This window comes from Amylolactobacillus amylotrophicus DSM 20534 (genome assembly GCF_001434555.1).
GTDB classification, from domain to species: domain Bacteria; phylum Bacillota; class Bacilli; order Lactobacillales; family Lactobacillaceae; genus Amylolactobacillus; species Amylolactobacillus amylophilus.
In genome coordinates this window covers 490,210-513,648 of the sequence record NZ_AZCV01000001.1, presented here as the reverse complement: position 1 = coordinate 513,648, position 23,439 = coordinate 490,210, and the positions used below count along the sequence as shown (strand labels likewise).

The following is a 23,439-nucleotide window of genomic DNA, read 5'->3' as shown; positions in this document are numbered from 1 at the left end:
AAGGAGTTAGCAAGTATGCAAAATTGGGATGCATTTTTATGGCCTTATGAACAAGCCGTTGACGAACTGAAAGTGAAGTTTCGTGGCTTACGCGATGGATTTATCACCGAAGATAGGCATTCGCCCATTGAGTTTGTAGTCGGGCGAGTAAAAACGATAGAGAGCATCAAAGAAAAGTTAGATAGAAGAGTAATTGCACCAGAATTAATTGAGCAGGATATGCAAGATATCGCGGGTATCCGCATCATGAGCCAATTTGTGGACGATATCTATGACGTAGTAGAACTGATTCATAACCGCAATGACATGACGGTCATCGAGGAGCGGGATTACATCAGAAATGCCAAGCCAAGCGGCTACCGCTCTTACCACATGGTGATTGAGTATAAGGTATTCTTACCAACTGGTGAGAAGAAAATCCTGGCGGAGATTCAGCTTAGAACGTTGTCGATGAATTTCTGGGCGACAGTTGAGCATAGCTTGAATTATAAATATAATGGCGAATTCCCTGAGAAAATAAGTGCTAGGTTGAAGTCGACCGCTGAGGCCGCATTTCAGCTTGATGAAGCGATGTCCCAGATTAAAGATGAGGTTCAAGAGGCACAGCGCTTTTTCCACAAAGATAAGGGTCAGAACAAAGATATCGAGTAGTTGAGGTTGACAGATGAAAGTTGCAATTGTAAATAATCATAAAGAGAAAACATTGAGTGTCGTTAAGAAATTGAAGCTGCTTTTGAAAGAGACAGATATTCAATTAAACCAGTTGCAACCAGATATCGTGATTACAGTGGGCGGTGATGGCACGTTATTAAACGCCTTTCACCAGTATTACCAAATTGTCGACCGGATTTCGTTTGTCGGAATCCATACGGGGCACTTGGGATTCTATACAGACTGGCGTGATTATCAACTCGAGGAGTTGGTGGATGCATTAGTCCACTCGACGCCGGAGTCTGTTTCTTACCCGCTTCTCGAGCTTGACGTGACCGACGATGAGGGTAAGAAGTCCTATCTGGCTTTGAACGAGGCAACGATTAAGCGGATGTCCCAGACTCTAAAAGCAGACATCCACATTAAGAACGAGTTCTTTGAGAGTTTCCGGGGAGATGGCGTCTGCGTGGCTACACCAACTGGTTCCACCGCCTACAGTAAATCACTTGGTGGCGCGGTTTTGCACCCACGGTTGAAGGCACTGCAGTTGACCGAAATCGCCTCGATTAATAACCGCATCTACAGGACGTTGTCCTCACCAATCGTGATTGCCCCGGATGAATGGATTACCATCTACCCCGAATCACAGGATGATTATGTGGTCACGCTAGACTCACACGAGCTACGGCACAGGAGAGTGAGTCGTCTTGATTATCGTATTGCAAAGTCCCAGATTAACTTTGCTAAATTCCGCCATACGCATTTCTGGTCGCGAGTCGAAGATGCGTTTATCGCGCAAAAAAATAATAACGAGCAATTTTAGCAATTATGTTACTGAAGTTTATTTTTCAGAGAAAACAACCGGAACGCCTTGGTAATTTCCTCCTAGAACACGGAATTACGAAGCAGGCAATTACAGCGGCAAAGCACCATGCGGGATTAATTCTGGTCAACCACAAGAGAAGGCACACAACGTTCATGCTGCAGGCTGGCGATGAGGTCCTCTTTCTGACCGGAAAGGAACCGGTAAATGAAAATCTGAGGCCGAGCAATTTACCCATTGAGATAATTCACGAGACGAATTCGTACCTGTTGCTTAATAAGCCCGCGGGGCTATTGTCCATGCCCTCAAAGTATAATCAGACAGATTCGGTGGTCAATCGGGTACTAGGCTACCTCGTGCGTACAGGCCAGCTAGATGCACGACCACACCTGGTCAGTCGGCTGGATCAGTTCACGAGTGGGTTGATACTGGTTGCTAAGAATAGTCTGACCCACGCTGCTTTTGCTGCATTACATAAAGATGTCTTCGTGAAGCAATATCAGGCAATTGTTCATGGCGCATTTATGCCCAACCAGATGCATGATCGGGTGGTGGCACCCATTAGCCAAGTGCGCGGATCGGTTAAGAGAACGGTAAGTGAATCAGGCCAATTCTCGGCGACTAAATACACGGTGTTGGAGCAGAATTATCGTGCTGCTAGAGTGGCTTTGCAGTTAGAGACAGGCCGAACACACCAGATTCGTGTCCACATGCAGTACATTGGTCATCCATTATATGGTGATCAACTTTACGGTGTTGCCGATGAACACTGGCGCCAGGCGCTCCACTGCTATTCTTTGACCTTTCCTGATCCTTATACCCATGAGCAAAAAACATTTGAAATAAATCTCCCAGTTGATATGATAGAGCTTTGGAATAGATTGGAGGTAAACAATGAAAACTGAAGAAAAAGAGAAAACGACTGACCTGGACTTTGAACGACTAAGGCAGTTGATGAATACCAATAAGATTCAAGTCTTCAAGAAGGAATTGTTGAACCTCCATTTCTATGATCAGGGCCAGTTCTTCATCAGTCTTGACTCGACAGGACGGAAGAAGATGACTAAGTTACTGTCTCCTAAAGAGATGGGTGACATGTTTGATACGCTGCCGGATGAAGAGCAGGATACACAGGATTTCCTCCAGGAGATGGAGCCTGAATATGCTGCGAACATGTTGAGTGAGATGTACAACGATAACGCCGCCGATATCTTAGAACATCTGGATGATAAGGTGTCTGAAGTCTACCTTGATTTGATGCCGGAGCGGGATGCCAACAAAATTCGCCGGTTGATGCATTATGGCGTCGATACCGCCGGTGGCATCATGACCACTGATATGATAAGTTTGAAGCCCGACACGACGATTATGGACGCCATCGCGAAGATTAAGCGTGATGCGGACTTGGCAGAGACGGTCAACTATTTGTACGTGACCAATTACGAGCGGACCCTAATTGGTGTAATCTCCTTGCGTGAGATTTTGGTGGCTCCGGCCGACGCCTTGGTCCAGGATGTGATGACGGAGAAAGTGATCTCTGTTCACCCCGAGATTGATCAGTCGGATGTGGCGCAAACGATTCGTGATTACGGCTTCCTGGCGGTACCAGTTATCGATTCACAAGAACGTCTCATTGGGATGGTGACCGTTGACGATATCATCGAGGTTATCGATGACGAGGCACAGTCAGACTACTCAGGACTTGCAGGTGTTAACGTGGATGACGTTTCAGAGATGCCCCTGACGGCCACAATGAAACGTCTGCCGTGGTTAATTACACTGCTCTTTTTGGGGATGCTCACCGCGACTTTAATCAATCACTTCGACGTGTTGTTGAATGAGGCCAGTATTCTGGCGGTCTTCATCTCACTCATCACCGGTACGGCTGGTAACGCCGGGACGCAAAGTCTGGCCGTTGCCGTGCGCCGTCTCGCCCTGAGTGATGACGAACAGCCGAGTATGATGAAGATGATCATCAGTGAAGTGATCACAGGTTTATTAATTGGTATATTGACCGGCGTTACAGTTATGGTCCTTGTTGGCCTGTGGAAGCAGAATTTTATCCTCGGTGCGGTGATTGGCCTCTCGATGGCTACCGCAATCTGGGTTGCAAATATGGCAGGAAGTTTGATTCCTCTTGGGATGGACAAGTTGGGCTTTGATCCGGCGGTCGCCAGTGGACCGTTCATCTCTACGCTTAGCGACTTGACCAGTGTGCTGATTTACTTCAATATTGCATCACTACTCATGTCATCATTTCTCTGAAAAACAAAAGAGCGTTCCAGTTGCAAATCAGTAAATGATTTGCAGCTGGAACGCTTTTAATGTGTCATTGATACTCATTTTGTAAATGATTAACGCCAATCAGTCTTGACGTTCGCTAGTGGTACCAATTTGGTTCCGTGGAGTTGCTTAACCGGTAGTTGTTCCAGTAGTTGTTGGTAATTCTGGTAGTTAATACCACCACCGGGTAGCACCTCAATCGCAGATCCGGCCCACTCGATGATTTCTCGTAAGTGGGGGATCGTCCGCTCAATTGGTTGGTCTAGGGCGCCACCGTGTGTTAGCACACGAGTGACTTCGTGCTCAACTAGCCAATCTAGACTAGCACGTTGTAGTTCAGGCTTAATCATGTCGAAGGCCATGTGCAATACGACTTGCATCCCGCCGCTGGCCGCAATAAGGAGCTCCATGGCCTCCTCATCTAGTTCACCGCCTGAGGTGAGAGCGCCAAAGGTCACGGCATCGACACCTAGTTGTTGCGCTGTGAACAAATCGTGCTCCATAATCTTCAACTCGAGGTCGTTATAGACGAAATTGCCGGCGCGGGGCCGAATCATGGCCACTAACGGAACCTGTTTCTCACCCAGATATTTGGCAGCTTCTTCTAAGACGCCACGGCTCACCGTCGTACCACCAACGGCGAGGTTATCGTTTAACTCAATGCGCGTCGCGCCGTTAGCTATGGCTTCCGGAATCTGGGTGAAATTCTCGACCGCAACTTCTTTAATAATCATGTGAATCTCCTTTTAGTAATACTAGTTAGAATACAAAGCCAATCAGTATAACAAGAATACCTAAGATAATCCGATACCAACCAAAAGGTTTGAAATCATGCGTTTTGACGTAACTCAATAAGAACTTAATTGCGAGGTAAGCGACGATGAATGAGACCACCATACCGACTAACAGGATTGGCAGCTGCATTCCCGTAAACTCGTTACCCTTGATGAAGAACTTGGCTAGCTTTAAGAGGCTGGCGCCAAACATGGTGGGAATCGCTAAGAAAAACGAGAATTCCGTCGAGACAAACCGGGAGGCCCCGATTAACATTGCGCCGAGAATTGTGGCGCCAGACCGGGACGTCCCCGGTACGAGTGCTAGTACCTGAAAAAGTCCGATGAGTAGGGCAGTCTGGTACGTTAATTTGTTCAAATCTGTGATGGCGAATCGGGCGTGCTTATTGCGGTTTTCAAGCACGATAAACAAGATACCGTAGATAATTAGGGTCGTTGCAATCACGGGCCAGCTCGTCAGGTGTTCCTCCATAAAGTCGTTTAGCGGTAAGCCAATGATGATGGACGGAATGGTGGCTACGATGACCTTCAGCCAAAGCGTCCAAGTCTGGCGCTTTTCAGCGGGCCGCTTACTTGGTGAGAAGGGGTTCAACTTGTTGAAGTAAATTAGGATAACCGACAGGATGGCACCAAATTGAATGACCACCATGAACATGTCGATGAAGGCCTTAGACTGACTTAATTTGATGAAATAGTCGGCGAGGTAGAGATGACCTGTTGAGCTAATTGGCAGAAATTCGGTGATGCCTTCGATGATTCCAAGGAATATTGCGCGTAAAATGTCCAACATGGGTGATATAACTCCTTTAGTTTCGATTGATTAAGATTGTGTTGTGGCTTGTTTGTAACGCCTTAAATTGAATCTTCTCTAAATAAAACACGGGTTGCTTCTGGGACAACGATATTCTCCTGAACCATCGTCAAAAAGCCTGTCGCGGTATTGCGTTTGTAGAGTGTCGCGTTATCAGAATTCTGGTTAGCGACAACGACGTTTGTCTCACTCGAATCCCAATTGAAGTCGCGTGGAAAGTCTCCGTAGACACTTACTTGTTGGATTAATTGCAACTTAAACGTCTCTTGGTCGACTTTAAAGACAGCGATACTATTGTGCCCCCTATTGGAGACGTACAAGAATTGACCGTCACGCGATAACTTCACGGCAGCTGCTCCGTTTTGAGCGGTGAAATCTGCTGGGATTGTTTTATAATAACCGAGATTGGTGAACTGCCAACTACGCTCATCAAAGCGCACAACGTTGACCTCGCTGGATAATTCGCCGACAACGAACATTACCGGTGCAGTGGTGTGGAACACGATGTGCCTTGTCCCAAAGCCCTTTTCATTCTGGTAACTTGCTAGGTGTTTGAGCTCATGGCCATCAAGGTGATAGAAATCAACCGTATCAGTACCGAGGTCTGCACTTACCAGATTACCAGCAGGTGTCTGGTCGAAGTAGTGGGGATGTGCAGTAGTTTGTTCAGGCTTTGGGCCTCTACCCGCATGCTTGACGGAAGCGACGAGTTCAAGCTGCTTGGTTGCATATGAGAATACTTGCAGAAGCTCGCCGTGGTAATTGGCGGCGTAGACTAACTTCTCGGGTTCGTTTAGTCCTACGTATGCTGGTGGCGAACCTGCGGCTAAGAATGTATCGACTAATTGTGCCTGCCCGTTTTCAAAGTGGTAATAGGCAAGGCCCCCCTTGTCGCCGTCTTTTAAAATTGAAAATAAATTATTATTTGAATCTATTTGGAAGTAAGTTGCATTTTGAATGGGGACTTTGAGCTCTGGTGTTGTCAAGGCTCCATTTACTAACTCACTTGTGTAAATTCCTTTACTTGATGTCTTTGTGTAACCGCCAAACCAAATTTGCATAAATTTTTCCTCCTATATCGGAAATAAGTTTAACATAAAACTGACTGTAGCTAGCGAACTTTTAAAATTCTTATGCTAAAATGATAGCTAAGGAGACGTGAAAAATATGAAATGGAATACAACGATTACAAGTATTGGTGCTAACGCAATTGATCCAAAAGAAGACATCGTGATTTTGTTCGGTGAACAGGCAACGGTTGAGATTCAAGACGTCGCAATCGTCCAACGATTCGACGAAGAGACACCACAGAGTAGCTTTGTTTTCAAGAAAGACGATAGCGTAACGATTGATGGCGAGACCTATCTGGCGCTCTATGTGGGCCAATTAGTGCAGTCAAACGTGAAGGCCATTGGCCACGCAACCTTAGTTTTCACAGACCACGTACCAGAACAAAAGCTACAGAATGCCATTTATTTGGACAAGAAAGAGTCAGATCCAATGCCTAGCTTCAAAGTTGGTGACTGGATCTCGTTTGAACACAAATAATCAATACAAGTGAAGGTAGAGAAGACAGATGTCAGAAAAGCATGAGGAAAAAGTTACAGTAGGCTCGTGGTTTGGTCGCTGGTTTATCAATAATAAATACACGATTGTCATGTTAAACGTGCTCTTGACCGTGCTTGTGCTTTGGGCACTTAATCGAGTCTCATTTATCTTCGATCCAGTTGCTGCGTTTATTGGCGCAGTCCTACCGGCAATTATCCTTGCAGCAGTCCAGTATTATCTGATGAACCCTTTAGTTGATATGTTGGAACATAAGTACCATGTACCACGAACAGTGACGATTATTGTCCTGTTTCTTCTCGTGGTTGGTCTCATCATCTGGGCGGCAGTCACTCTCATCCCCATGTTACAATCACAGATTCAAGGAATCATCGACAACTGGCCAGCTTACTGGAAGGCGACCGAGAATGCGGTCAGCAACTGGTTGAGCGACCCGCAGATGAAGAGCCTACGTACTAGCCTACAGAACTATTCCGATCAGATTCAAAATACACTGTTGAAGAGTGCTAATTCGGCCGTGTCGGATACGGTGACGCACTTAAGTACGGCGGTGAACGTGATCACAGTTGTCTTTATGACGGTGTTAACTGCACCAATCTTGCTGTTCTATATGCTTAAGGATGGTCGGCAACTAAAGGGAAAGCTGGCCTACTTCTTTCCTATCAAGTATCGGGCTAAGATTAGCGATATCTTGAGTGATATTAATAGCTCAATTGCCGCGTACGTGCGGGGACAGCTGATCGTAGCATTCTGGGTTGGTGTGATGTTCTCAATCGGTTACTCTGTTGTGGGCTTAAATTACGGCTTAACGTTGGGGATTGTCGCTGCTGTCTTGAATCTCATTCCTTATTTTGGTACTTTCGTCGCGGTCATCCCCGCGTTCATTATCGCGTTGTTTGACTCAACCGGAATGTTGTTTAAGGTAATCATCGTGTTTGCCATCGAGCAAACAGTTGAGAGCAAGGTGGTTAGCCCACTGGTGCTTGGTAACAAGATGAACATGCACCCCATTACGACAATCTTGGTCCTGGTTGGGGCCAGCGCAGTCTGGGGGCTTTGGGGCGTTATCTTCGCTATTCCCATCTACGCAATTTTCAAAATTGCGTTCCAAAGAATCTTCGACAGTTATCGTATCAGAAGTGGACTTTATACCGATGATTTAATTGCCGAGGGTCTTGTGGTAAAGCCGCAGGACGAGGTAGAGCCACCGTTAGATAAGGAAGATTAGCAAAGTAAAATAAAGTTGCTTTAACCGGTTAATAGTAGTATATTCTTGATAAGGTTTTTATCAGATGTTTTTATCAGGTTCTGCTTGTTAAAAACGGGTGATAATAATCGTACTAACGTAACGCTTTGCCGTGTAAATCACCGAAGCGCTGCGTTTTTTTATTGGAAAGGATTTTTAATCTCATGACTAATCACGTTGTTTTGTTTGAACCATTGATGCCGGCCAATACCGGTAATATTGCACGGAGTTGTGCGGGTACCAATACGGTATTGCACCTGATTGAGCCACTAGGATTTCAGCTTGACAATAAGCACATGAAACGTGCGGGACTGGATTATTGGGATGAAGTGAACGTTGTCATGCATGATGATTTGCCAAGTTTTATGGCAACGCTGAAAGCTGACGATAAGCTGTTCTTAATCTCAAAGTTTGCTTCTAAGAGTTACACAGATGTTAATTATGAGGATACGAATAAAAACTATTACTTCCTCTTTGGTAAAGAGACAACCGGTTTACCGGAAACGTTCATGAAAGAGCACGCAGAGTTGGCCCTGAGAATTCCGATGTCCAATCATATTCGGGCGTTCAACTTGTCTAATAGTGTGGCGATTGTCCTGTTTGAGGCGCTACGGCAGCAGAAATTCACAGGAATGGAACTAGCTCATCGTTACGAGCACGATAAGCTAAAAGATTAAAGTAGGCTAAAAGACAACTTTCAATTGCAGTAATTCGTGCTAAATAGCATAATTAAACATAGTACTAACCTAAATTTGCCAGTACGGCTAACTTCTCAGAGAGGGAAAATTATGAAATTTAACAAAAAACCAATATTAGTCCGTTCATTTCATTATGATATTGCGACAAAGGAACCGAAAGTTAAACAGGATATTCAGGTGGCAATGCGGCAAATTGAATTCAACAATCCTGCTGATGCCGAGATGACGGGAGAAACGGGTAATTTCTTCGAAATTATGGTTCCGTTTGAAGTGGCGCCGACGCCTGGTTACTTTGAAGTTAGTGGTCAGATTACGCAGATTGTGCAACTGGTCGATTATTTCGGTAATGCGCAGGAGCTTGATCCGGAGATTCTTGGGAAATTATCGCGTCCTTTGGTCGAGACAATCGAGACATTGACGTACCAAGTAACGAGTATTGCATTGGATGAGGGAGTTAACCTGAGCTTTGTCTCCGGAGAATCTGAGCAAGCAGGAGAATAAGTTTATTAATGGCGAAGAGAAAAACAAAGAAACGCGTGAATAAACAGAAAAGGGCCAATGTGATTCTTGGCCTTTTTGTGGTGTTCGTGGCCTTCTTTACATTGCTAGACTTAGGCCTATTGGGTCACCAACTTGTCAACTCCTTTCGGGTATTCTTCGGGGATCTGTATGTTTTAAGCGCCCTGATTGTCGGCCTGTTTGGGTTGGTCCTTGTCATCTACGCCAAACCACCGCGACTATCCGTTAAAAGGTTGACCGGGTTTCTGATTACTTATTTTATGGTTCTGACACTGGTTGCAGCGCATTATTATTCTGAGATTATGGTGCACCGAAATTTCGTAGCTGTTTTCTGGAGTACCATGAAAGATGAGTTTGTTCGGGGCGCTAATACAGTTCCTGTCGGCGGTGGTCTCATTGGCAACGTGATTTTTAGTGTTTTCTACCCACTTTTTGGTCAATTGGGTACTTACATTGTCGCGGTGGTGATTGGTCTAGCCGGCTTGTGTATGTTCTTTGATCTGAAGTTTGCTACTATTCTGCATGGCTTCCAGAAGTTTGCGCAATTGTTTATCGTGAAAAGCCAGAACGTGGCAGTCGCGTCCAAAGAGAAATTTCATGATTTAAAAATCGAGCAGGAACAAAAGAAGAAGGAGCGTGTTGAGGCTGAGCCATGTGTCGACCCGCTAGCTGCCTCACGGTCAGATGATCTCCCAAATACGTCCGACTTTGATCATCCATCTAGTTCAGAAAGAGACCACGATCCTGGTCAGCAAGTTCGTGAAACACCAACCGTTGACTCAACAGAGCAATACAGTACAGATTCTGCACCAACGAAGGATGAGGCACAGAGCGCTTCTGGCGAACCGGTTACCTCCTTTAGCAATCTAAACCAGCAGAATATCAATGAGAAATATCAATTACCACCAATGAGTTTATTGAAGCCGTACAAAGAGGCTGATCAAAGTGCGGATAAGTCACTTATTGCGAAGAATACGCAAGTACTACAGCAGACCTTCAAGAGTTTTGGCGTCGCTGTTAATGTCAAAAAAGCGGTGCTTGGGCCAACTGTAACCAAGTATGAGATTCAACCGGCAGTGGGGGTCAAGGTTAGTCGCATAGTCAACCTCGCCGATGACTTGGCTCTCGCACTCGCTGCTAAAGACATTCGAATTGAGGCACCAATTCCCGGTAAACCACTAATTGGGATAGAGGTGCCTAACAAGGTTACTTCAGCTGTCGGTTTTAGCGATGTGATTGAGCATCAGCCAGAACCTGCAAGAAGTCATATTCTCCAAGTTCCACTTGGTAAGGATGTCTCGGGCCAGATTATTAGTGCTAATCTGGCAGACATGCCCCACCTTTTAATCGCCGGTTCCACCGGTAGCGGGAAGTCCGTTGCAATCAATACAATCATTACAAGCATCCTAATGAAGGCTTATCCAGACGAGGTGAAACTTGTCTTGATTGATCCAAAGATGGTGGAGCTTTCTGTCTATAATGGCATCCCCCATCTGTTAATCCCCGTCGTGACCGACTCCAAATTGGCCGCAAATGCCCTAAATAAGGCCGTGAAGGAAATGGAACGCCGCTATGAGCTCTTCGCTGCCAGTGGTGTGCGGAACATGACTGAATATAACGTGCGGGTTAAGGAAAATAATCAGAATAAAGATAATCCAGCAATGGAGCTTTTACCGTATATGGTCGTCATTGTTGATGAGTTGTCTGACTTGATGATGGTTGCAGGCCGTGAAGTTGAAGCAGCGATTGTCCGTCTGGCACAAATGGCACGTGCTGCAGGGATCCACATGATTCTCGCAACGCAAAGGCCATCCGTCGACGTAATCACCGGTCTGATTAAAGCTAACGTCCCTTCAAGAATTGCTTTTGCCGTCTCAAGTGGTATTGATTCAAGAACGATTCTCGATAGCCAGGGGGCTGAAAAGCTGATTGGTCGTGGTGACATGTTGTTCCTCCCAATTGGTGCGAACAAACCAGTGCGTGTCCAAGGCGCCTTTATTTCTGTGGATGAAGTAGAGAACGTGGTTGACTTCGTCAGAGAACAAAAAGAGGCGGAGTACGATGAGTCGATGATTCCGACACATGAAGAGGAGTCTACACCGGATCAAGACGAGCCCGAGGATGAATTCTTTGATGAGGCCGTCGATTTGGTACGCCAACAACAAAGTGCCAGTGTGTCGATGCTTCAGCGCCGGTTTAGGATTGGTTATAATCGCGCGGCACGTCTGGTCGATGAAATGGAAGAGCGAGGAATAATTGGTCCTTCGGAAGGTAGCAAGCCTAGAAAGGTTCTGTTACCACCGGAAGATCAAGGAGATAATTGATGATAGAAACTAGCAATGTACATTTTTTCCAAAACAAAAAATTTCAAACAGCCCAACTTGGCTGTTTTTTTAGGTTACCACTCACGCAGGAGAATCTGGCATATGCCACCCTTCTTGCGCTCTATCAAGGCAATGTTTCGCACCGTTATCAGACAATGCAACAACAGGCCGCACGCTTGGCGGAATTGTATGATGTCAATCTAAGTATTTTCCCCCAGGTCCGCGGTAACCAAATTATCTTTCAAGTGCGTGTTGAGTGGATTGAACCTAGCCTGATTTTGGACCAGGACTACACAAATGCACAGGTGGTGGAATTAGCACGTGCTATTCTGCTAGAACCTTTATTTACCGACAATGCAGGGGAGATGCTCAGGTACACCAAGAATGAGTTGTTTGACGAAATCGATGAGTTCTTCGATGCACCCGATAATGTTGCATTCTATGATTTCTACCAACAATACTACGTCGATCACCCCGACTACTCTAGAACGCTGTTTGGTGACATTGACCTGCTACACAAGATCAGTCTAGAAGAGCTCCATGATTTTCACAGGCAGCTATTAGATGCACCTGCACTGGTGATTGGTACCGAAAGGGACGTTTTAGAATTAACGGACCTTGTGATGGCAAAGCTAGTCACGCAGATTCCTGGTCTTAAACGTGAATTCACGGAGCAAAATCTTAGAATTGCTCCCGTAGAGCACGATTATCAGGAAATTACCAAGCAGTTTGGCGCACAACAAGCACAGTTATTTATGGGCTACGCAGTGTTAAATCCACCGATCAACCGCTGGATTGGCAACGTCTTTACGCAATATTTGGGTGGTGATGAATCATCTATTCTGTTTAGGAACGTGCGTGAGAGGCTGGGGGCAGCATATGCAATTGACGCCTTGAATTACAATGACAATAACCTTTTAGTAGTGACTGCTGGCCTGGAAAAGGATAAGGTAGAGGCGAGTAAGCTGGTGATTAAAGACGAGCTACAGAAGATAGCTGCGGGGGCAATTGACCGCCAACTACTGGAACAGGCGAAAAGTTCACTCGTAAGACAAAGGAAAATGTTATTTGACCGCCAGAAGAACATCATGGCCGTGAAGCTAAACGCCGAGTTACGTGGTGTAAAAGAGTCAGAGGCTGAGATAGAACGGCAGATCACCCTGGTCTCCCAAAAGATGATCCAGGATTTTGCCAGCCAACTATTGCTAAAAGAAAGTTACATTTTGGAATAACTATGACAGAAATGATTGAAACGAAGAAATTTGAAAATGGGTTCGAGCTGATTCTGGTGAACAAACCGGGATTCAGCAAGAAATTCGCGGGAATTATTGTTGATTATGGTAGCAGTGACCTGACGAAAGAGGACCTAGCCTATGCAGGCTCTGCCCATTTCCTAGAGCATAAGCTCTTTGCAAAGCAGGATGGTGATATTTCTGAGGTTTTCGAGGAAAATGGTGCAAACGTGAATGCCTTCACCTCGGTCAATGAGACAATGTACTACGCGGTTTTTGTGGACAACTTAGAGAAAAACCTGCAATTATTGTTCAAGCTAATTGGCGAACCCTTCTTCACTGAGGAGAACGTGGCCAAAGAGCGCGAAATTATTGTGCAGGAGCTGCGAATGTACCAGGATGAGCCATACTGGCGCCTCAATCAGGCGCTCATGAACAACCTCTATCAAAATGAGCCGTTAAGTCTGGACATTGCCGGGAGTGAGGAAAGTCTGGCGCGGATTTCACCTGCAAGCCTCCTGGCTATTTACCGTAAGTACTATACCGCCGAAAAGATGAAGTTAGTGATTGCTGGTGATGTGCATTTTGCCAACATAGTTAAGGCGGTCGCACCACTTGTCAATGCGTTACCTGTGACTACGACGCCTATGACTAATCCGGTTTTTGATCAGATGGGGGTGCACAACGAGCGGATTACCCTGACTGGTAAAACAGCGCACCCACGCCTAATTATTGGCCTCAAATTGCCAGACTTTAAGCAATTTCTACCAAGCAATGATTTAATGCAGACCCTAATTGAAATTATGTTGGATTCTAAGTTCGGTGAGCTGAGTACGAGCTATCATTCGCTGCAGCAAGATGAGTTACTTCAACAAGAGCCCTACCTAAGTGTCAGCTATACGCGCCAGGGTAATTATGCTAAAATCATGGCACAAACGGATCAACCAGACGAGGTCGTGGAACGCCTATTGACCACACTGAATGATGGTGAGTTCTCAAAACCGATTTTTGAATTACAGAAGAAAGAATTAATTGCCAAATCGTTTAGAACGATGGATGCGATTGATAACCTGGCAATAGAGGTTGCCGAGAGTCGTATCGAGGATGAGGATTACCTCTTAAATGTCGAACGGCTGCAACAAATTACGTATGAGCAGTATGTTGAGCTGGTCAGTGCGGTAATGGCACAGACGCGGGTGACGGTGGCCGTGTTAGAGAAGGAACAGGGTGAATCATGAAACGTGCAATTGTTTTCGGTGCTACCGGGGGAATTGGGCAGGCAGTAGTAGCGGATTTGGCTGCTCGTGGCTGGTCGCTTTATCTGCAATATAATCAGCAAGCCGAATTGGCACAGAATATGGCAACTGATTTGGGGCGGCGGTATCAAGATCAAGACTTTCTGCCCTTTCGGTATGATATGGCAGAAAATCAGCAGCCGGCAGATTTTTTTGCTGATTTTCTGGCAGTCAATGCCCTGATTTTTGCCCAAGGGGTGACGGATTACCACTTGTTTGCTGCTCAGTCGAACGAAACAATCGACCGAATTTTGCAGATCAACCTGGTGCAACCATTAAAAATCGTTAAATATTTTGAGCCACAATTGTTAAATACGAAGCATAGTCGCATTATATTCATAGGCTCTGTTTATGGCAGAAACGGCAGTGCACTTGAAGCGGTTTATAGTACCACTAAAGGTGGCTTATCGGCGTTTGCTAGTGCCTATGCCAAAGAGGTGGCAACGGCTGGTTTAACGGTCAATGTGGTGGCTCCCGGTGCAGTTGCTACTCCGATGACGGCGGACTTTTCAACAAACGAATTGACTCAGTTGAAAGCGGAGATTCCGGTCAGCAGGATTGCTGAGCCACGGGATATCTCTTACTGGGTTCAGAATATTGTGGACGAACGCGCAGATTATTTGACAGGACAAACAATTTACGTTGATGGTGGCTGGTTGGTCTAAAATTAAAATTTTTTATGGTATAATTGCACAAGCAGATAATGAAACATGAGGTAGAGGTTAAATGGAAGATATTGGACAAAAGCTAAAAGAGGCCAGAGAAGCTAAAGGCCTGTCCATACTCGATATTGAAGAGAAAACAAAAATTCAAGGGCGTTACCTTAATGCAATTGAGGATGGGGAATTCGATAAGCTCCCCGGCGATTTCTATGTTCGTGCGTTTATCAAGCAGTATGCTTCTGTTGTAGGACTTAAAGGTAGTGAGCTGTTAAACGACTTTCACCACGAAGTCCCTAAGACTCAGCCTGAAGAGTATGTTGAGAACTCGATTGATAATAAGAGTCAGCATGTGAGAGAGACGACCGAGAATAAGAAGGGCCTATGGAAGAACTATATTCCCCACGTTCTTGTTGTACTCGGAATTATCGCAGTGATCGCCATTATCTATCTTGTTTACGCGAATTTTTTCGCTAAACCAAATACTACAGAACCGGTGAAGGACGACGTTGTAGTCACTAAGAAAGTTGAGAGCTCGTCTTCGAAGAAATCAAAGAGCTCAAAGAAAGCAACAAAACAGTCGACGACTAAAGAAGACAAAGTGAAGATTGTTGAAAATGGTGACTATAACTATCAAGTATCCGGTTTGCAAAATGACCAGGGTAAACTAGTGATTACGAGTCCAGAAGCAGATGTTTGGCTAAGTGCTGTAGTCGATGGAACAACAAGCTGGCAGGGTACGGTTAGCGCCGGTCAAGAACATTCAATTAGCCTAGAGGCTGGCGTGCAAACGGTGCAGTTAAACGTTGGTAATACAACTTCTCTGGCCTTAGCGATTGCGGGCGAGAAAGTCCCTCTACCAACCAATACCAGCAATAATCAACCGAGAACGATTACCTTTACTTTTGCAAAGTCAGTTTCTGAAGATACCGAAGGAACAGAAGGAAATTAAGATGAATTTACCAAATAAGCTTACAGTGTTTCGGATAATTCTCATTCCAGTATTCATTATCTTGTTGGCGTTCAATATTCCAGCTGGCAGTGTTGATGTACTGGGTACGGGAATACCGGTAGCACAAATAATTGCCGCAATCATTTTTATCGTTGCCTCCTTGACGGACTTGCTAGACGGTAAAATTGCCCGTAAAAATCATCTCGTTACTAACTTCGGTAAATTTGCCGATCCGTTAGCAGACAAGATGCTGGTGATGACTGCGTTCATCTTCTTGGTTGAACTTGGCAAAGCACCAGCATGGGTTGTGGCCATCATTGTCTGCCGGGAGCTAGCCGTGACCGGGCTAAGGCTTTTAATCGTTGAGCAGGATGGTCAAGTATTGGCCGCAGCAATGCCCGGTAAGATTAAGACGACGACACAGATGCTTTCAATTATCTTCTTGTTGCTCAATGATATCTTCTTTGCTGCAATTAATGTACCGGCAGGCACTATTTTGCTGTACATCTGCCTCTTCTTTACGATTTACTCGGGTGCAGACTACTTCATTCAGAACAAAGCGATTTTCTCTGATACTTTTGAAAAATAATTAAACAATCCAGATGGATTGTTTTTTATTTTGCGTATATATACTTAGAACAAAATTCATTAGAACATTTGTTCGCAAAAAGCTTGTCTTTTTAATGACTAACAAGTAAAATTACATAAGTAAGACACCAACACGGTGTAGGAGGTAAATAGTGGCTAAAGACGATAAACAAGTTGCCTTGGAGCAAGCACTAAAAAAAATTGAGAAGAATTATGGTAAAGGCGCGATCATGCGGATGGGCCAAAAAGTTGATACACAGATTTCGACCGTTTCAACGGGGTCAATTGCATTAGATACCGCAATCGGTGTTGGCGGCTATCCTAGAGGAAGAATCGTTGAGATATATGGCCCTGAGAGTTCGGGTAAGACTACAGTGGCGTTGCACGCTGTTGCAGAAGTCCAGAAGATGGGCGGAACCGCCGCATATATCGATGCCGAAAATGCGATGGACCCTGCATATGCAGAGGCTCTAGGTGTGAACATCGATGATCTCTTGTTGTCCCAACCGGATACTGGTGAACAGGGACTGGAAATTGCTGATGCGCTTGTTGCCAGTGGTGCAGTTGATATTATTGTTGTCGACTCTGTAGCAGCACTTGTGCCGCGAGCTGAAATAGAAGGCGATATGGGCGATGCTCACGTTGGTTTGCAAGCTCGTCTGATGTCGCAGGCGTTGCGTAAATTATCTGGTTCCATCAATAAGACGAAAACCATCGCTCTTTTCATCAACCAAATCCGGGAGAAGGTCGGTGTAATGTTTGGTAACCCAGAAATAACACCGGGAGGCCGAGCACTTAAGTTCTATTCAACCATCAGACTAGAGGTGCGGCGAGCTGAACAAATCAAGAACGGGACGGATGTTTTGGGTAACAGAACCAAGATCAAAGTGGTGAAGAATAAGGTTGCTCCTCCGTTCAAAGTCGCTGAAGTTGATATCATGTATGGTAAGGGAATCTCACAAACTGGCGAACTGGTTGATATGGCTGTTGAGAAGGACATTATCAAGAAGGCCGGTGCCTGGTACTCATATGGCGATGACCGAATTGGCCAAGGACGTGAAAATGCCAAGAACTATCTGGCGGAGAATCCCGTTGTCTTTGCCGAAGTTAAGCAGAAGGTCCGCGATGCATTTGGAATTGATGAAGATCAAAAGGCTGAATCTGGCGGTGTAGAAAAAGACAGCAAGGCAGCAGCAACAAAAAAGCAGACGCCAGCTGAAACTGAAGAATAAACATAAAAGATACGTAGTGTCTTTTTATTTTGCCGATTTCACCTTATTTGGTAACATTTAGTGCCCATGCCAGTTGACATCATGTTAAATCACAATTAAACTTGGAATTGTGTAAATAATCTAAAAAAACAACACAGCGATAGGGGACAAAATGAATAACATAATTTTGACAATCCTCGCGGTCGCAGTTTTAATGCTATTATTCGGACTCGGTATTGTTGCCGGGGAGAAACTTCGTCAAGCTAAACATGAGAAAGAATTAGATCAGGCTACCCAAACGGTAGCTGGAATTCTTGCCACTGCCAGAAAAGAAGCGGAGAACCTTAAAAAAGAGAAGGTTTTAGCTGCTCAAGATGAAACTCACAAGTATCGTCAAGAGGTTGAGGCAGAGCTTAAAGAACGGCGTCAAGAACTTCAAAAGCAAGAGAACCGGCTTGTGCAAAGAGAAGAAACACTTGATCGCAAGGACGAACTAATTGAAAAGAAAGAGAATCAATTAGCGCGGCGCGACGAGAAACTCAACGAGCAACAACAGGAATTAGCACATAAAGATCAAGTAGCAAACGACTTAATTGAACAAAGACAAGAAGAACTGCACCGGGTTGCTCAACTCAGCGAAGATGAGGCCCGTAAACTAATCTTAGATGACCTAAAAGATAGTTTAGTTAGTGAACGTGCACAAATTATTCAAGATAGTAACGAACAGGTTAAGAACTCTGTAGACAAGTTTGCCAAGAAACTGATAGTTGAAGCAATTCAACGCTCTGCAGCAGATACAGTATCTGAGACCACGGTCTCAGTTATTAATTTGCCAAACGATGAGATGAAGGGGCGTATTATCGGACGTGAGGGCCGTAATATCCGCTCGTTTGAGGCACTAACCGGAATAGATTTAATCATTGATGATACGCCGGAAGTTGTTGTACTTAGCGGTTTTGATCCAATTAGGCGAGAGATTGCTAAACGCACACTCGAGAAGCTGATTGAGGATGGTAGAATCCATCCCGCCAGGATTGAAGAGATGGCTGATAAGGCCCGTAAAGAGGTCAATGATGATATCTATCAAGCCGGTGAAAGTGCGTTGATGGAGCTTGGCATCCACAACATGCACCCCGAATTAATTAAAGTACTAGGTCGCTTAAAATATCGTACTAGTTATGGTCAAAATGTCTTGGACCATTCAATTGAAGTTGCCAAACTAACTGCAGCACTTGCTGCGGAACTTGGTTTAGATGAAAAACTTGCAGTCCGTGCAGGATTATTACACGACATCGGCAAAGCAATCGATCATGAAATAGAGGGTACACACGTCGAAATAGGCGTGGAATTGGCTAAGAAATATCATGAGCCGGATGTAGTTGTTAACGCAATTGCTTCCCATCATGGTGATGTTGAGCCAATCTCATTCATTTCCGTTCTGGTTTCAGCAGCAGACTCAATCTCCTCGGCTCGTCCGGGTGCGCGGTCTGAGTCGCTTGAGAACTACATCAGACGGCTTGAGAAACTCGAAACAATTGCCAATAGCTATGATGGTGTCAAACAAGCATATGCAATACAAGCAGGACGCGAGATTAGAATTATGGTTGAGCCTGATAAAGTGTCAGACGATCAAACCGTTATTTTAGCCCGTGAAATCAAAAATAAGATAGAGACCGAGTTGGAATATCCGGGGAACATCAAAGTTACCCTAATTAGGGAGAAACGGGCGGTCGAAGTTGCCAAATAAGGATTTAGGTGGAAGCCTAGGTCCTTTATTTTATTGTCAGTCTCTGCCTGTACTTGTATAATAGACTTTATACGTAGAAGAAAGTTGAACTCAATGTTTAAAATTATCGTTCTGTTATTCTCACTCATACTTATTTCGGCTGTAATTACGCCGTTCATTAGGAAACTCGCCTTTGTTTTCGGAGCTGTTGATAACCCAAACGCACGGCGAGTTAATAAGAAACCAATGCCGACGATTGGCGGGTTAGCGATATTTGTGACCTTCAATATCGGCTGCTTTATTCTGTTACGCAATCAATTTCCGACGCATGAATTATTCAGCATCTTCCTAGCAGAGACAATTATCGTACTCACGGGCTTAATCGATGATATCTTGGAGCTCAAACCGGGGCAAAAGATGCTCGGTATTTTCGTAGCTGCCTTAGTAATCTACTTTCTTGCCGGTATCAGAATGAACCAAATTGTACTGCCCTTCATTGGCACATTTACCCTTGGTTGGTGGAGTTTTCCTATCACGATTTTCTGGATTCTGGCGTTGACGAACGCCGTGAACCTAATTGATGGACTGGATGGCCTCGCTACGGGGGTCTCGCTCATCAGTTTGTTCACAATGGGGGTAGTCGGTTTCTTCTTCTTGAACGTCCACGAATTCTACGTGCCTTTGTTGGCCTTCATGTTGGCTGCCACGTTGTTGGGCTTTCTCCCATACAATTTCCATCCCGCAAAAATTTTTTTGGGCGACACGGGCGCACTGTACTTGGGCTTCATGATTGCAGTCCTATCTCTTAAGGGACTGAAAAACGTTACGTTTATCTCATTGCTGGTACCGATTATCATCCTGGGGGTCCCAATTACAGATACGGTCTATGCAATCATTCGGCGATTGCTCAATAAAAAGCCCGTTTCGGAGGCAGACAAGCACCATTTGCACCACCAATTGATGGAGATGGGCCTGTCGCACCGACAAACCGTATTAGCAATTTACGGACTGTCCTTCATCTTCTCGTTCATCTCACTGCTGTTCATCCTAAGTCCCGCGTGGGGGACCTGGTTCTTACTTGCAGGCCTAGTGGTAGGGCTTGAGTTATTCGTGGAAACGATTGGCCTCCTCGGGGAGAAATATAAACCATTACTGCATCTGCTCAGCCGCATAATTATCAAAATGAGTAGACGTGATCCCGTGGTAGAAACCGAAAAGGAACAAAAAAATAAAGATAATTAATCTGCTGCTTGGCAACGGTCTAATTATCTTTTTTATTTTGCATAGATCGGCCTATTAACGTTTCGACGAAACGCGGCTCACCAACCGTAAATTCTACTTGACCGCGTAATAACTCGGATAGATCATTCTGAACAGGTTCGACCTCTAGCGGGTCAACAAAGATCTCAAAGTCCACGGCAACACCATAATCCTGGTGTGCTATTGCGATATTGTGTGCCTTTAAATAATAGTCGATATTTCCTAGTTGGTCGTATGAAATCGTAAATTTGAGCGCAGTTTGGCGACTGCGCAACACGATACCAATCTCCTTCGCTCCAGTTGAAACGGTGCCGTTGTATGCACGAATTAGTCCTCCGGCACCAAGCTTAATGCCGCCGAAGTAGCGGGTGACAACAACCGCAACATTTTTCAGTTGCATAAGCTTTAGCGCCTCAAGCATGGGTACGCCAGCAGTTCCGGCGGGCTCACCATCATCGTGTGCTCGTTGAACCTCGTCATGCTCTCCTAAGACATAGGCGCTGCAATTATGCGTTGCTGAGCGGTGAATTTGCCGGACTTCCTTAATGAATTCTTGTGCTTGTTTCTCGTTCTCAATGCGGGAAAAGGTGGCAATAAAGCGACTTTTGTTGATTATCTGTTCGTAAGTCCCGGTTTCTTTAATTGTTAAATATTTCTGCATGGAAATGCCTCCTTTTGGCGTACTTATAGTTATGATGATCAATACAAACAAAATCGAATTTGAGAAATTACATGGGCGTCAAATTAGCGTTCCCGCCGCCGCACTCAAGGAATATCCTGCGCGGTATGAGCGTGTGCCAGCAATTCGGCAAGTTGATACTAGTTATTATTGTAGCCGGTGTAACAGTATTTGCAACGCATTTCTACCCGGACAAATTGCATATTGCAGGGAATGTATCGGACTGGGACGGGTGACTGCAAACGATTATTTGGTGCGCATTCCCGACGCTCCACGTCAATTGCCACAGGATAGTGTCTTAAGGTGGACTGGTAAATTAACGCCTGCACAGGAGAGGGTTAGTCGAGACTTAATGGCATCCTTCACGACTAAGAGTAATCACCTCGTGCATGCGGTGACCGGCGCAGGAAAAACCGAGATGCTATTTAAGGTGGTGGCTACGGCCCTTTCGGCTGGCAACAGGGTCTGCCTAGCTACACCGCGCATTGACGTTGTGAACGAGTTATTCCCGCGGTTCAGTCAAGCTTTTAGCAATACCAAGATTGGTAAGTATCATGGTCAGGAATACAGCGAACCGGAGAACGATCAACTTGTGATTTGCACGACGCACCAACTGCTGAAATTCTACCACGCCTTTGAGTTAGTCATCATTGATGAAGTTGATGCCTTTCCTTACCGCGACTCCCGTTTGCTGGCTTTCGGCGCGGCTACGGCGCAGAAGCTGTCTGGCTGTACATTTTTTCTGACCGCAACACCAGCAAAAGAACAGCTGGCGCTAGTGAAGAAGAATCAGTTGCATTATAGCTTGTTGTGTCGGAGATTTCATGGCTTCGATCTCCCCGTACCACAGGCTAAATTAGTTGTGGGGGCAACAATTAGTCAAAAGGGACGAATCAACTGGATAATTATCAAAGCCATCCGCAAATTGATTGCGCTGCAGAAGCCGTTGATGATCTTCGTACCCAAAATAGCGCAGCTGGATTCCTATTATCGTACACTGAGTAAACTATTTCCTACTGTGGCGATGGCGTCAGTCCATGCCGGGGATGCCGAGCGAATCGAGAAGATTATGCAATTTCGAGCAGGTGAGCTTGACCTACTCCTCACCACGACGATTCTGGAGCGTGGGGTGACAATCAGAGAAGCTCAGGTAATCGTGCTCGATGCTGATGATCGGATATACAATACGGCCTCCTTGGTCCAGATAGCTGGTAGGGTGGGCCGAGCAGCAAATGACCCCAGTGGTCAAGTCTACTTTTTCTATCATGAATACCGCGAATCGATTCAAAAAGCAATTAAGCAGATTAAGAGGATGAATAAACATGGAAAATAATCGCTGTCTTATTTGTAACCAAGAGCTGGTGATTCAGTTTGATTTGGCTCAGTTCCTGATACCGGTGTTAAATAAGCAACGAAGAACGCAATCTGTTAATGATGGGGGAGTGCTTTGTGCTGACTGTCGCCAGACTTTTGTCCTGATTGGCCCCGAATACTGCCCGCAGTGTGGTCGTCACCAGCAAAATCACGATATCTGTCTGGATTGTATCCGCTGGAACAAAAGTGGTGTACCGCTAGTGAATCATGCCCTGTTTCGATACACCGACTCGATGCACGACTTGATGCGGCGCTATAAGAGATACGGTGATTATGTGTTGGTAGATGCGTTAAAATCCTTGATCGCAGACCAACTCAAGGAAGTAGTTGCTAGTGGTAGATTTGACTATTTCATCCCACTGCCAACTGATCCACTGCATGTTCAGAGTAGAGGATTTGATACAATAACCAGTATTTTCGACACGCTGGTCCCCCTAACACTGGTGTTGACAAAGGAGTCTACTGAGAAGCCCCAGTCCCAAAAGAATAGGCAGGAGCGGATGCAGACGAAACAAACCTTTGTCTATTGTGGAAGTATGCCGTTATCCGGCCGTGGCCTACTCCTAGATGATCTGTATACAACCGGACGGACGTTCTATCATGCACGGGATGCAATTCAGCTCCACAATCCCAATTTGCAGCTGGAAAGTTTTTCTATAATTAGGTGAGTATTTATTACGCATAAATTTCGAACTTTGCTATAATAAGAGTAAAGAAAGCGCCTCCGGGTGCTTGAAAGGAGAATCAT

At 45.3% G+C, this 23,439-nt stretch carries 23 protein-coding genes; 19 read left to right on the top strand and 4 right to left on the bottom strand.

What is annotated here, in order from left to right:
• Positions 1 to 15: 15 nt before the first annotated feature.
• Genes yjbM through mgtE form a run of 4 tightly spaced genes read left to right on the top strand, consistent with a single transcriptional unit; the run spans position 16 to position 3,739 of the window.
• Positions 16 to 651 carry a GTP diphosphokinase gene (gene yjbM, locus FC62_RS02580; protein WP_054745881.1) on the top strand — a complete coding sequence of 212 codons (636 nt, stop codon included), beginning with the start codon at positions 16 to 18 and terminating at the stop codon, positions 649 to 651.
• 13 nt (positions 652 to 664) lie between these two features.
• Positions 665 to 1,474, top strand: coding sequence for an NAD kinase (locus tag FC62_RS02575; protein ID WP_056945955.1), 810 nt, complete (start codon positions 665 to 667; stop codon positions 1,472 to 1,474).
• 5 nt (positions 1,475 to 1,479) lie between these two features.
• The gene (locus tag FC62_RS02570) at positions 1,480 to 2,379 is read left to right on the top strand and encodes an RluA family pseudouridine synthase (RefSeq protein ID WP_056945956.1); all 900 of its coding nucleotides are present in this window, start codon (positions 1,480 to 1,482) and stop codon (positions 2,377 to 2,379) included.
• Positions 2,369 to 3,739, top strand: coding sequence for a magnesium transporter (mgtE, locus tag FC62_RS02565; RefSeq protein WP_054745884.1), 1,371 nt, complete (start codon positions 2,369 to 2,371; stop codon positions 3,737 to 3,739). Before FC62_RS02570 ends, mgtE begins: the two co-directional genes overlap by 11 nt.
• Before the next feature lie 89 nt (positions 3,740 to 3,828).
• On the opposite strand, the gene FC62_RS02560 is transcribed toward mgtE, so the two are convergent.
• From FC62_RS02560 to FC62_RS02550, 3 genes are all read right to left on the bottom strand, one after another.
• Positions 3,829 to 4,488, bottom strand: coding sequence for a copper homeostasis protein CutC (locus tag FC62_RS02560; RefSeq protein ID WP_054746018.1), 660 nt, complete (start codon positions 4,486 to 4,488; stop codon positions 3,829 to 3,831).
• Positions 4,489 to 4,516: 28 nt separating this feature from the next.
• Positions 4,517 to 5,341: an undecaprenyl-diphosphate phosphatase gene (locus FC62_RS02555; protein ID WP_054745886.1), complete on the bottom strand. Its 825-nt coding sequence runs from the start codon at positions 5,339 to 5,341 to the stop codon at positions 4,517 to 4,519.
• A gap of 62 nt (positions 5,342 to 5,403) precedes the next feature.
• A complete protein-coding gene (locus FC62_RS02550; protein ID WP_054745887.1) occupies positions 5,404 to 6,423 on the bottom strand; it encodes a lactonase family protein in 1,020 nt (339 codons plus the stop codon).
• 106 nt (positions 6,424 to 6,529) lie between these two features.
• On the opposite strand from FC62_RS02550, the gene FC62_RS02545 reads away from it, so the two are divergent.
• The 13 genes from FC62_RS02545 to FC62_RS02485 all read left to right on the top strand — a co-directional run bounded on the left by FC62_RS02545 (position 6,530) and on the right by FC62_RS02485 (position 20,620).
• On the top strand, positions 6,530 to 6,910 hold the full coding sequence (locus FC62_RS02545) for a PTS glucitol/sorbitol transporter subunit IIA (RefSeq protein WP_054745889.1): 381 nt from the start codon (positions 6,530 to 6,532) through the stop codon (positions 6,908 to 6,910).
• Positions 6,911 to 6,938: 28 nt separating this feature from the next.
• Complete coding sequence (locus tag FC62_RS02540; protein ID WP_054745891.1) at positions 6,939 to 8,156, top strand: AI-2E family transporter; 1,218 nt, start codon at positions 6,939 to 6,941, stop codon at positions 8,154 to 8,156.
• A gap of 182 nt (positions 8,157 to 8,338) precedes the next feature.
• A complete protein-coding gene (gene trmL, locus FC62_RS02535) occupies positions 8,339 to 8,851 on the top strand; it encodes a tRNA (uridine(34)/cytosine(34)/5-carboxymethylaminomethyluridine(34)-2'-O)-methyltransferase TrmL (protein WP_054745893.1) in 513 nt (170 codons plus the stop codon).
• Positions 8,852 to 8,962: 111 nt separating this feature from the next.
• Positions 8,963 to 9,373, top strand: a complete 411-nt coding sequence (locus FC62_RS02530) for a DUF1149 family protein (RefSeq protein ID WP_056945957.1) — start codon at positions 8,963 to 8,965, stop codon at positions 9,371 to 9,373.
• Positions 9,374 to 9,381: 8 nt separating this feature from the next.
• Positions 9,382 to 11,715 (top strand): FtsK/SpoIIIE family DNA translocase, encoded by a 2,334-nt coding sequence (locus FC62_RS02525; RefSeq protein ID WP_056945958.1) that lies wholly within the window; start codon positions 9,382 to 9,384, stop codon positions 11,713 to 11,715.
• On the top strand, positions 11,715 to 12,947 hold the full coding sequence (locus FC62_RS02520) for a M16 family metallopeptidase (RefSeq protein WP_056945959.1): 1,233 nt from the start codon (positions 11,715 to 11,717) through the stop codon (positions 12,945 to 12,947). Before FC62_RS02525 ends, FC62_RS02520 begins: the two co-directional genes overlap by 1 nt.
• A gap of 2 nt (positions 12,948 to 12,949) precedes the next feature.
• Complete coding sequence (gene yfmH, locus FC62_RS02515; RefSeq protein WP_056945960.1) at positions 12,950 to 14,185, top strand: EF-P 5-aminopentanol modification-associated protein YfmH; 1,236 nt, start codon at positions 12,950 to 12,952, stop codon at positions 14,183 to 14,185.
• Positions 14,182 to 14,907 (top strand): elongation factor P 5-aminopentanone reductase, encoded by a 726-nt coding sequence (gene ymfI / locus FC62_RS02510; RefSeq protein ID WP_056945961.1) that lies wholly within the window; start codon positions 14,182 to 14,184, stop codon positions 14,905 to 14,907. Before yfmH ends, ymfI begins: the two co-directional genes overlap by 4 nt.
• A 61-nt stretch (positions 14,908 to 14,968) precedes the next feature.
• Entirely contained in the window at positions 14,969 to 15,853 is an 885-nt protein-coding gene (locus FC62_RS02505) for a helix-turn-helix domain-containing protein (RefSeq protein ID WP_056945962.1), read from the top strand.
• A gap of 1 nt (position 15,854) precedes the next feature.
• Entirely contained in the window at positions 15,855 to 16,442 is a 588-nt protein-coding gene (gene pgsA / locus FC62_RS02500; RefSeq protein WP_054745904.1) for a CDP-diacylglycerol--glycerol-3-phosphate 3-phosphatidyltransferase, read from the top strand.
• A gap of 151 nt (positions 16,443 to 16,593) precedes the next feature.
• Positions 16,594 to 17,673 carry a recombinase RecA gene (gene recA, locus FC62_RS02495; RefSeq protein WP_056945963.1) on the top strand — a complete coding sequence of 360 codons (1,080 nt, stop codon included), beginning with the start codon at positions 16,594 to 16,596 and terminating at the stop codon, positions 17,671 to 17,673.
• 151 nt (positions 17,674 to 17,824) lie between these two features.
• The gene (gene rny, locus FC62_RS02490) at positions 17,825 to 19,399 is read left to right on the top strand and encodes a ribonuclease Y (RefSeq protein WP_056945964.1); all 1,575 of its coding nucleotides are present in this window, start codon (positions 17,825 to 17,827) and stop codon (positions 19,397 to 19,399) included.
• Between the two features lie 93 nt (positions 19,400 to 19,492).
• The gene (locus tag FC62_RS02485; protein WP_056945965.1) at positions 19,493 to 20,620 is read left to right on the top strand and encodes a glycosyltransferase family 4 protein; all 1,128 of its coding nucleotides are present in this window, start codon (positions 19,493 to 19,495) and stop codon (positions 20,618 to 20,620) included.
• 19 nt (positions 20,621 to 20,639) lie between these two features.
• Here FC62_RS02485 and FC62_RS02480 read toward each other — a convergent pair whose 3' ends face one another.
• Positions 20,640 to 21,299 (bottom strand): YigZ family protein, encoded by a 660-nt coding sequence (locus FC62_RS02480; protein WP_056945966.1) that lies wholly within the window; start codon positions 21,297 to 21,299, stop codon positions 20,640 to 20,642.
• Between the two features lie 31 nt (positions 21,300 to 21,330).
• Between FC62_RS02480 and FC62_RS02475 the strand changes: the two genes are divergently transcribed.
• Both FC62_RS02475 and FC62_RS02470 read left to right on the top strand, forming a co-directional pair.
• Entirely contained in the window at positions 21,331 to 22,650 is a 1,320-nt protein-coding gene (locus FC62_RS02475) for a DEAD/DEAH box helicase family protein (protein ID WP_082611543.1), read from the top strand.
• A complete protein-coding gene (locus FC62_RS02470) occupies positions 22,640 to 23,359 on the top strand; it encodes a ComF family protein (RefSeq protein WP_054745908.1) in 720 nt (239 codons plus the stop codon). The genes FC62_RS02475 and FC62_RS02470 overlap by 11 nt, the downstream gene beginning before the upstream one ends.
• Positions 23,360 to 23,439: the final 80 nt, after the last annotated feature.

Excerpts from the sequence above, each read along its gene's own strand:
- yjbM (WP_054745881.1), top strand. The coding sequence starts at position 16 with ATGCAAAATTGGGATGCATTTTTATGGCCTTATGAACAAGCCGTTGAC.
- FC62_RS02575 (WP_056945955.1), top strand. The coding sequence starts at position 665 with ATGAAAGTTGCAATTGTAAATAATCATAAAGAGAAAACATTGAGTGTC.
- FC62_RS02570 (WP_056945956.1), top strand. The coding sequence starts at position 1,480 with ATGTTACTGAAGTTTATTTTTCAGAGAAAACAACCGGAACGCCTTGGT.
- mgtE (WP_054745884.1), top strand. The coding sequence starts at position 2,369 with ATGAAAACTGAAGAAAAAGAGAAAACGACTGACCTGGACTTTGAACGA.
- FC62_RS02555 (WP_054745886.1), bottom strand. The coding sequence starts at position 5,341 with ATGTTGGACATTTTACGCGCAATATTCCTTGGAATCATCGAAGGCATC.
- FC62_RS02550 (WP_054745887.1), bottom strand. The coding sequence starts at position 6,423 with ATGCAAATTTGGTTTGGCGGTTACACAAAGACATCAAGTAAAGGAATT.
- FC62_RS02545 (WP_054745889.1), top strand. The coding sequence starts at position 6,530 with ATGAAATGGAATACAACGATTACAAGTATTGGTGCTAACGCAATTGAT.
- FC62_RS02540 (WP_054745891.1), top strand. The coding sequence starts at position 6,939 with ATGTCAGAAAAGCATGAGGAAAAAGTTACAGTAGGCTCGTGGTTTGGT.
- trmL (WP_054745893.1), top strand. The coding sequence starts at position 8,339 with ATGACTAATCACGTTGTTTTGTTTGAACCATTGATGCCGGCCAATACC.
- FC62_RS02530 (WP_056945957.1), top strand. The coding sequence starts at position 8,963 with ATGAAATTTAACAAAAAACCAATATTAGTCCGTTCATTTCATTATGAT.
- FC62_RS02525 (WP_056945958.1), top strand. The coding sequence starts at position 9,382 with ATGGCGAAGAGAAAAACAAAGAAACGCGTGAATAAACAGAAAAGGGCC.
- FC62_RS02520 (WP_056945959.1), top strand. The coding sequence starts at position 11,715 with ATGATAGAAACTAGCAATGTACATTTTTTCCAAAACAAAAAATTTCAA.
- yfmH (WP_056945960.1), top strand. The coding sequence starts at position 12,950 with ATGACAGAAATGATTGAAACGAAGAAATTTGAAAATGGGTTCGAGCTG.
- ymfI (WP_056945961.1), top strand. The coding sequence starts at position 14,182 with ATGAAACGTGCAATTGTTTTCGGTGCTACCGGGGGAATTGGGCAGGCA.
- FC62_RS02505 (WP_056945962.1), top strand. The coding sequence starts at position 14,969 with ATGGAAGATATTGGACAAAAGCTAAAAGAGGCCAGAGAAGCTAAAGGC.
- pgsA (WP_054745904.1), top strand. The coding sequence starts at position 15,855 with ATGAATTTACCAAATAAGCTTACAGTGTTTCGGATAATTCTCATTCCA.
- rny (WP_056945964.1), top strand. The coding sequence starts at position 17,825 with ATGAATAACATAATTTTGACAATCCTCGCGGTCGCAGTTTTAATGCTA.
- FC62_RS02485 (WP_056945965.1), top strand. The coding sequence starts at position 19,493 with ATGTTTAAAATTATCGTTCTGTTATTCTCACTCATACTTATTTCGGCT.
- FC62_RS02480 (WP_056945966.1), bottom strand. The coding sequence starts at position 21,299 with ATGCAGAAATATTTAACAATTAAAGAAACCGGGACTTACGAACAGATA.
- FC62_RS02475 (WP_082611543.1), top strand. The coding sequence starts at position 21,331 with ATGATGATCAATACAAACAAAATCGAATTTGAGAAATTACATGGGCGT.
- FC62_RS02470 (WP_054745908.1), top strand. The coding sequence starts at position 22,640 with ATGGAAAATAATCGCTGTCTTATTTGTAACCAAGAGCTGGTGATTCAG.